Origin of the sequence: Caldicellulosiruptor morganii, from assembly GCF_026810225.1 — a bacterium.
Classification (GTDB): Bacteria; Bacillota; Thermoanaerobacteria; order Caldicellulosiruptorales; family Caldicellulosiruptoraceae; genus Caldicellulosiruptor; species Caldicellulosiruptor morganii.
Window position 1 is genome coordinate 2,224,407 of the sequence record NZ_CP113865.1, and the last position, 8,094, is coordinate 2,232,500.

Here is an 8,094-nt window from a genome sequence, read left to right on the forward strand (position 1 = left end):
ACTCACGGAACACTCCTTTAAAGCAGAGCGTCCCGTGAGCTATCAATATAACTTTCTCAAATTTCAGACTCTAATTTTAATCAATTAGTTCCATTCTTTCAGTCTTCTTTGAATTTCTTTTTGCCTAAAGTCAATTACTTTCTTGATCGGTATACTCTTCATCTTTGAGAGATATTCATCCCATACCTTATCATATTCTCCCGGTTTTGCCATTATTGCCTTTGCGACATACCTTCTCTGCAAATCATCAGCCTGGTTCTGGATTGCCTGCAAATCATCTGGAAGTTTAATATCCCAGCCATAGCCATATGGTGAATTCCATGTCGGAGAAAATAAATCTTTGAAAGATTTTATCTTATAAGCTTTCAAAACTTCTTTTTCATATGGTTTGTATCTCTGTTCTAAAGCCTGGTCAGAGTAATCCCAAGCAATTTTTCCACTTTTATCGGGATAATCCCAGTCAAATGGTGGTCTTGGAAACGCAAACCATATATTTCCTCCAATACCTTGTTTCTTTCTGTAGTCAGGGTTCATGTAGTTTTGAATTTGTTTTGCATCTTTGTACATCTTGCCATTCTTTACATAGTAGTCCTGACCCTGTATACCCCAGTTGATAAGTTTAAGAATATCTTCCTGTGCCATTCTATCCAAGAATTTAAATGCAGCAACTGGATCTTTACACTTCTTTGTAATTGATATACCTGCACCTGTACCCATTGTCACAACATTGTATCTATCTCTCTTAACACCTTTCTTAAGAACCGGCATTGCCACAGGAATTCTGTCATAGAGCTTTTGTTTCTCAAGTGAATCAATAGCCGACTGGATCTGCCATCTCTCATCATAGAAGCCTATTACCCTGCCAGATGATATTTTTGCCAGGTACTGGTCATAGTTTTGTGAAAACATCTCTTTGTCAAGAAGTCCCTCGTTCCACATCTGATTTAAAATCTTATAATACGTTCTTGCATATGGCATCGTATAGCTATCTTTTACAACTCCGGTTTTTTCGTCAATAAGCCAGCCACCATCATTGGGATAACCTTCGAGTCTAAGTGGTTGTTGCATAAGCACATAAATTCTCCAGCTATCTGTTAGGGCTGTAAATCCTATAGTCGGTTTCCCGTTGTATGTTGGATGCTTCTTTACAGCATCTTTTACGATCTTAAAATATGTGTCAATATCTCTTACAACCGGCCACTTGTTCTCTTTCAACACATAAATGGGCAACCAGAAACCTGCAAATGAGTAAAGCGGATCAGACTCTTCTCTGAATGGTGTCAGGTAATAAATGTGTCCATCCTTTGGATATTTAAGCTTCTTCAGTGCTTTAGTGTCGTACCATTTTTTGATGTTCTTCCCATACTTAGCAATATAATCATCCAGCGGAACTAAAGCTCCTGCTTCAATAAACTTGTTCACAACATTATGCGCATTGATCAAATCCGGCAAGTCACCACTTGCAAGCATAATACCTGCCTTTGTCTCTTCATCGCTACCGACAATAAATTCAAACTGAAGTCTTACACCGGTTAGCTGTTCTACCTTTTTGCCAATTGGAGTCTTCCAAACATCAACAGGTTCTGCGTTTGAATCACCCCAGTAGATTTTAAAAACTACCGGTTTTTTCGAGGCAGCCATTGCTTTTGCAGGAGTTTTTAGAAATCCCGGAACAATTATGCTTATCAAAAAAGCAATAGCAACCAGTAAAGCAATTTTCCTTTTAAACATGTCCAATCCTCCTTTTAAAATGTAATTTTTGTATATAAGTTTTGCAAAACAATTACGTCTTAATTATAATGTTTGTGGTGCATATTTAACAACCCGAGAAATTTAATATTTTATACCGTGGATTTTATATTTTACTTTACCAGTAAATATACCTTTTAAGCTCTGAAAAATTACATAAAATTAAGAAAGCCGATAGCATTTGCCATCGGCTTTCTCTGGATATTTTTTACTCATGGTATCTATTGTTCCTGGTTTTCTTTTTTCAAAAACTCAATTATGTCCTGAACATATGCAAATGCAAGGTTTACAACAGTGTCAGCACCGCCATAGTAAATTGCGAGTCTTCCTGTATCAGCATCGCAAAGTGCTGCACATGGAAATGCCACGTTTGGAACATCACCAACACATTCATAGTACTCCTGTGGTGAGAGCAGATAAGATTTTGACCTTGCCTTTACAATCCATGGTTTTTCCAGGTCCAAAAGTGCCGCACCAAAGCTGTATACATACCCGTTGCAGGAAAGCAGCACGCCATGGTAAATTAAAAGCCATCCTTCGCTTGTCTCAATTGGCGTTGGTCCTGCTCCTATTTTGAGTGACTGCCAGGGTGTGTAGCCAGAGGACATCACATGTCTGTGGCAGCCCCAGTGAATCATATCGGGACTTTCGCTGTAGAAGATGTCTCCAAATGGTGTATGTCCGGTGTCCGATGGACGGCTGAGCATTGCATACTTGCCATTAATCTTTCTTGGAAATAAAACACCATTTCTGTTATATGGCAAAAATGCATTTTCAAGCTGATAGAACTTCTCAAAGTCAAATGTGTACCCCACACCAATTGTCGGACCATGATAGCCATTGCACCATGTAATGTAGTACCTATCTTCAATAAATGTTACCCTTGGGTCGTACTTGTACTCACTGACAAGAGGGTCCCTTGTCTCTTGAATGAAATTAATGGGCTCATCATCAATTTCCCAGTTATAACCATCCCTGCTAAAACCACGTCTTATATTCATTCTCCTTGCCCTGTCATCTACTCTGAAAACTCCTGCAAAGCCATCTTTGAACGGTACAACTGCACTGTTAAAGATACTGTTTGCATCCTTTGCCTGATTTCTCTTTATAATCGGATTGTGTTTGGACCTCCACACAATGTCCTTGCAATCCTTAGGTCTTTCCTCCCATGGCATGTTTGGAAGTGACTGTCCAATGATTTTTATATCCATCTTTTTTCCTCCCCTATTGCTATTTTTTTATTTAAATTTACAATTTTAAATTCTTCTGTCTTGATCTTTTTCAACATCTACTTCAGGGGTTTTGCTGACTCTCTTACTATTATCTTCCCTTTAATTAGCACTTTCCCATAGTGTTTTTCACCCTGTTTTATCTTTTCAAACATAATTTTGGCTGTACGCCTTCCCATCTCTTCCATGTTAACTCTAACAGTGGTAATCTTGGGGCTTGAAAGAACAGCATGAAGACTATCATCAAACCCAACAACCGAAATGTCGTCCGGCACCTTATACCCAGCACTTTTTAATTTTTCAATTGTCAAATATGCAGTTTTGTCACAGTTACATACAAAAGCAGTGGGTAACTTGCCGGGAAGCAGTATATCAATAAAGTTATTATTGTCATCTCTGTCTTTTATAATCCAATCTTTATTGAGTTCAATTCTGTTTTCCAAAAGTGCCTTGTAATAACCCAGAAATCTATCCTGAATACTGCTTGTTGCATGAATATTCCCAACAAAACCTATTTCCCTGTGACCTTGTTCAATAAGCATATTTGTTATCTCATATGTGGCAAAGAAGTTGTCTGTTATAACACAGTCCACATTGAACCTGTCACAGTAAAAGTCCAGAAATATAGTTGGGCAGTTAAAATCCAAAACCCTTTTGATATAGTCAATACTCATCTGTCCTAAAATAACAACACCATCAATTTTTTGCTCTAAAAGTGCATTTGGTACAGATAAACTCTCCTCATCGTTTCTGCTTATTATATTAAATGTTGTTGTAAAACCAAGTTTTTCAAAGCTATTTGAAAGATGTTTATACAGGTCTATGTAGAAATAATCATCTTTACCATAGTACTTTTCAGAAGAAATCACTCCTATTGAATAAGTGAGGTTCTCTCGAAGCATTCTGCCTTTTGCGTTGTAGATATACCCCATTTCCTGAGCAGTCTTTATAACCTTTTCTTTGAGAGCCTGGCTAATATCAGGACTGTCTTTTAATGCCTTTGAAACTGTTACTTTAGAGACACCAAGTCTTTCAGCAATGTCTTTCATTGTAACCCTTTTATTCATCTTTTTAATTTACTTTCTCCTTCACCATGAAGGCTTTGCCGCCTTCGTTTGTTTTTCTGTTGCTATTATATCTCATTTTAAAGTAACTTTACAGCCCAATTTAAAAAACTTAACCTATACTCTTTTTATTATTTCCAAGCACATTCTTCCATTGTGATAAGGACACTTCCAGGGTTCAACAATTAGCATAGCCGGAACAGTTAAATCTTCATTCACCTTCCAGTACCATTCAGAACCTCCTCTTTTGTCAACTATGTGGTCTTTTATAAATTCCCATGTATCATAAGCTGCATCCAAATATTCAGGGTTTCCTGACTTTTGATAAGCATTATAAAAACCAACTACTGCTTCTGCTTGAACCCACCAGATTTTACTTCTGTCTATTCTACCATTTACCTTTTCGTTAATTAACCCTTTACCATCAAATGCCTGGTTAAATGTAACCTCAGCCACTTTTAACGCTATTTGTTCTGCTTTTTCTTTGAGTTTTCTGTCATTCAGATACTCTGAAGCCTCACACAAAAGCCAGCTTGCTTCTATGTCATGTCCATATGAAATGGCGTCAATAAGGTTTTCCCATGCCTCGTCACAAAAGACTTTAAAATGGTCTGTTGCTTTGTCATAAACCTTTTCAACAAAAAGTTTTACAATCCATTCTAACGAATTATATACATCCTCGTTTTTATATACCCTGTAAAGATTAGTATATGCTTCCAAAACATGAAGGTGAGTATTCATTGTTTTTGAAGCAATAACTCCATTTTCACTAAGAAACCTGTTTTCTTTCGGAGTCCAGTTCCTATTAAACTGTTCAGTATATCCATTTTCTTTCTTACATGTTTTTTCTAAAAGCTCAAAAAGTTTTTGTGCATACTCCAGCGCCTGGTCGTTTTTTGTTGCCCTGTAATACTCTGAAAGTCCATATATACCAAATGCCTGCACATATACATGTTTTGTAGAGTCAATCACATTTCCTTTGTGGTCAACCATCCAGTAAAGTCCGCCAAATTCATCATCCCAAAAGCTCTTCTTTAAAAATTCATACGCATGAGAGGCAAACTCTATACATTTCTCATCCTTTATTACATTGTAGCAGGCAGAGAAGAACCACAAAATTCTTGAGTTGAGAATACAGCCTTTTGCAGCGGTTTTGTCAACCTTGCAGTCAAAATCCATATACCCGTAGTAGCCACCAAACTCTTCGTCTTTGAGAGACTGCCAGAATGGAATTATCTTCTCTGTTAGATGATTTTGCAGCTCAAACTTTAATATTTTTTCTTTCATCATGCCTTTCATCCCACTTTTAACCCCTTGAGCAGAAGGTTACTTAATCGTTCACTTTATATATTTATATTATTTAATTTTTTGGCTTCTGTCAACAAAATTTTAAAAAAGGCTATCCGGCTATTAACAAATCAATATAGCCAGACAGCCTTTTGTCTTTAAAAAAGTATCCAAATTTTTTGCTTCAGTTTAAAAGATATGTCAGAACAGCTTTTAAAAGCTTTTTGAAGTTCTCATCACAGAGAGCATCTTTTGTATGTGCAGGTGTTAACGTGACCACTTTGCCCGCCCCAGAGTTGTGCCACCAACCGGCAATTGATCTTCCATCTTCTGATTCTGAATAAAGGTATATATTTGTATTTTGCTCATCACAGTAAACAAAGTAATGCTCATCTTCTATTGTAAAATCAATTTTCTGGTTACCAAAAACCGGTTTGCCTGCTGAGTGGTACCTAACAGGCTTGTGCTTTTCAGGATGAAATTTAAAATAGCCCTTTATCAATGAACAAAACAAGCCATTTTCAGGATATGATGCAAGTCCTGAGTGCCAGACAAATAGTCTTCCGCCACCTTCAACATACTCTTTTATCTTTTTTGCAATTTCCACGGTCATCCAGTATTTAATTTCCGCATCCTGAGGATTAATTCTATTTTCTGCTGCAATTACAACAGCATAGGGTTTCTTATCCAAAAACCACTCAAAATCCTCAATTGTGCTGTCAATTAGATCATATTCTTCTGAAAGTTCCTCAAAAATGCTCTTTAAGGCATTCAAAAGATTATCATGATTGTGATAATAATCGCCAACAAGTGCCAATACCTTTTTCCCCATTATTTTTCACCTCAGAAACTTAAAAAGTTTTTCAATAATTTTCAAGAAGCTCCAAAATAAATTTCAATTTTTCTACACTGTCCATATAAGCATATCTTCCACCGGTATAATCGCCTCTCTGCACAACGTCAATTCCAACTTTTTTTAGGTTCTCTATCTTCTGGTCCATATTCTTTACAAATACCCCTATGTGATGAATCCCTTCTCCATGCTTGTCCAGGAATTCTCGCCAGGTGGAAGGATTGCTATCCGGCTCTATCAGTTCAATTTCAATATTCTTAAAATTTCTAAAAAAGGCAAGCTTGGCTCGAGCCCTGGTTGGCTCACCTTTGTATTCTGTATGGCTTTTCTCAAATTCCTCGGTTTCAATTATTTCCGGAACGTCCACTGCAAAAAACTCAGCAAATTCTTTTGCTGCTTTTTCAATGTTATTCACTATAATACCTATCTGCACCACAACATCTGTACCCAGAATTTCATTTGCCAATTCATTTGCCTCCTTTAAAAAATTTATAATGATATTTTACCTCAATTGTAAAGTTACTGGTATATAAATATTGTAAATTTTTTTGGGCAATTTTGATAAAGTGCATTTTTAATTCTGTAAACAGTAAAGATATGTTAGTGTTGAAAAAACTCAGAAAAAGGGTTAAAATAAAAATAAGCTAAGCTTGGAATTTAAAAAGTTTAAGCAAAGCTGAAGAAGGCAAGAATTTAAAACAAAAACAATTACAAAAAAGGCATGGTGCAGGATGGAAGTTTTTGAGATTGCAAACAAAATTATTGAAAATGTTTCAAAGGTCATAGTTGGCAAGGAAAAAACAATTGAGCTTATAGTAACATCTCTTTTTGCAGGAGGACATGTTCTTTTAGAAGATGTTCCTGGAACAGGAAAAACAATGCTGTCAAAAGCTCTGGCAAAATCAATAAACTGCAGTTTCAAGCGAATTCAATTTACGCCTGATCTTTTGCCGTCAGACCTGACTGGAATCTATTATTTTAATATGAAAACTCAGGAGTTTGAGTTCAGACCCGGTCCGATTTTTACAAATATTCTTCTTGCTGATGAGATAAACAGGGCCACTCCAAGAACACAGTCAAGTCTTCTTGAATGTATGGAAGAAAGGCAGGTTACAATAGACGGAATAACACACAGGCTTGATGAGCCATTTTTTGTAATAGCAACCCAGAACCCCATTGAAATTCAGGGAACCTATCCTCTGCCTGAAGCTCAGCTTGACAGATTCTTCATGAAACTGAGCTTGGGGTATACAAACAAGGATGAGACAATCCAGATGTTGACAAGATTTAGAGAGAAAAACCCTCTCGATGAAATAGAAGCTGTTGTGTCAAAAGATGAGATAATAAAAGTTCAGGAGATAATAAAAGAAGTTTATGTCAGTGAGGACATTTTAGAATATATATATGAAATTTGCAATAGCACGCGCGTACATGAAATGGTGCAACTTCCGGCAAGTAACAGAAGTTTTATTGCACTTATGCGTGCATCTCAGAGCCTTGCTGCAATAAAAGGCTCTGACTTTGTCATTCCTGATTATGTTAAATACTTAGCTCCCTATGTTCTTTCTCACAGGATTCTTCTCAAAAACCCGTATATAGTTAAAAATACAAGGACAGTTGATGTAATAAACGAAATACTGGAAAAGGTAAATGTTCCGAGTGAAAACTTTGCCTTTGGAAATGCAAATGAGTAGTTGATTTACGCAGAAGTGCTGTTATTAAGATGTTTTTTTGGACAAATCCTTGTTAAAAATTTAACACTCAGAGGTAAAAATAAAAAATCCGGCAGCCACCTACTTTCCCGTGCCGTCTCCAGCACAGTATCATCGGCGTTGCGAGGCTTAACTTCCGTGTTCGGAATGGGAACGGGTGTTACCCTCGCTCTTTCGCCACCGGATTTGTTACCTATATT

At 36.8% G+C, this 8,094-nt stretch carries 7 protein-coding genes and 1 rRNA gene; 1 reads left to right on the top strand and 7 read right to left on the bottom strand.

The features are described from left to right. Positions 1 to 84 precede the first annotated feature (84 nt). The 6 genes from OTK00_RS10950 to OTK00_RS10975 form a co-directional block, all read right to left on the bottom strand. Entirely contained in the window at positions 85 to 1,731 is a 1,647-nt protein-coding gene (locus OTK00_RS10950; RefSeq protein ID WP_045168803.1) for an ABC transporter substrate-binding protein, read from the bottom strand. 239 nt (positions 1,732 to 1,970) lie between these two features. Beyond that, positions 1,971 to 2,960: a glycoside hydrolase family 130 protein gene (locus tag OTK00_RS10955; RefSeq protein ID WP_045168802.1), complete on the bottom strand. Its 990-nt coding sequence runs from the start codon at positions 2,958 to 2,960 to the stop codon at positions 1,971 to 1,973. A gap of 77 nt (positions 2,961 to 3,037) precedes the next feature. Continuing rightward, complete coding sequence (locus tag OTK00_RS10960) at positions 3,038 to 4,045, bottom strand: substrate-binding domain-containing protein (protein ID WP_045168801.1); 1,008 nt, start codon at positions 4,043 to 4,045, stop codon at positions 3,038 to 3,040. Positions 4,046 to 4,159: 114 nt separating this feature from the next. Next, entirely contained in the window at positions 4,160 to 5,329 is a 1,170-nt protein-coding gene (locus tag OTK00_RS10965; RefSeq protein ID WP_045170066.1) for an AGE family epimerase/isomerase, read from the bottom strand. 184 nt (positions 5,330 to 5,513) lie between these two features. Beyond that, positions 5,514 to 6,161, bottom strand: a complete 648-nt coding sequence (locus OTK00_RS10970) for a ThuA domain-containing protein (protein ID WP_045168800.1) — start codon at positions 6,159 to 6,161, stop codon at positions 5,514 to 5,516. A 31-nt stretch (positions 6,162 to 6,192) separates the two neighbouring features. Beyond that, positions 6,193 to 6,648, bottom strand: a complete 456-nt coding sequence (locus tag OTK00_RS10975) for a VOC family protein (protein WP_045168798.1) — start codon at positions 6,646 to 6,648, stop codon at positions 6,193 to 6,195. 265 nt (positions 6,649 to 6,913) lie between these two features. Between OTK00_RS10975 and OTK00_RS10980 the strand changes: the two genes are divergently transcribed. Next, complete coding sequence (locus OTK00_RS10980) at positions 6,914 to 7,876, top strand: AAA family ATPase (RefSeq protein WP_045168797.1); 963 nt, start codon at positions 6,914 to 6,916, stop codon at positions 7,874 to 7,876. Positions 7,877 to 7,962: 86 nt separating this feature from the next. Here OTK00_RS10980 and rrf read toward each other — a convergent pair. Continuing rightward, positions 7,963 to 8,079, bottom strand: a 5S ribosomal RNA gene (gene rrf / locus OTK00_RS10985). Positions 8,080 to 8,094: the final 15 nt, after the last annotated feature.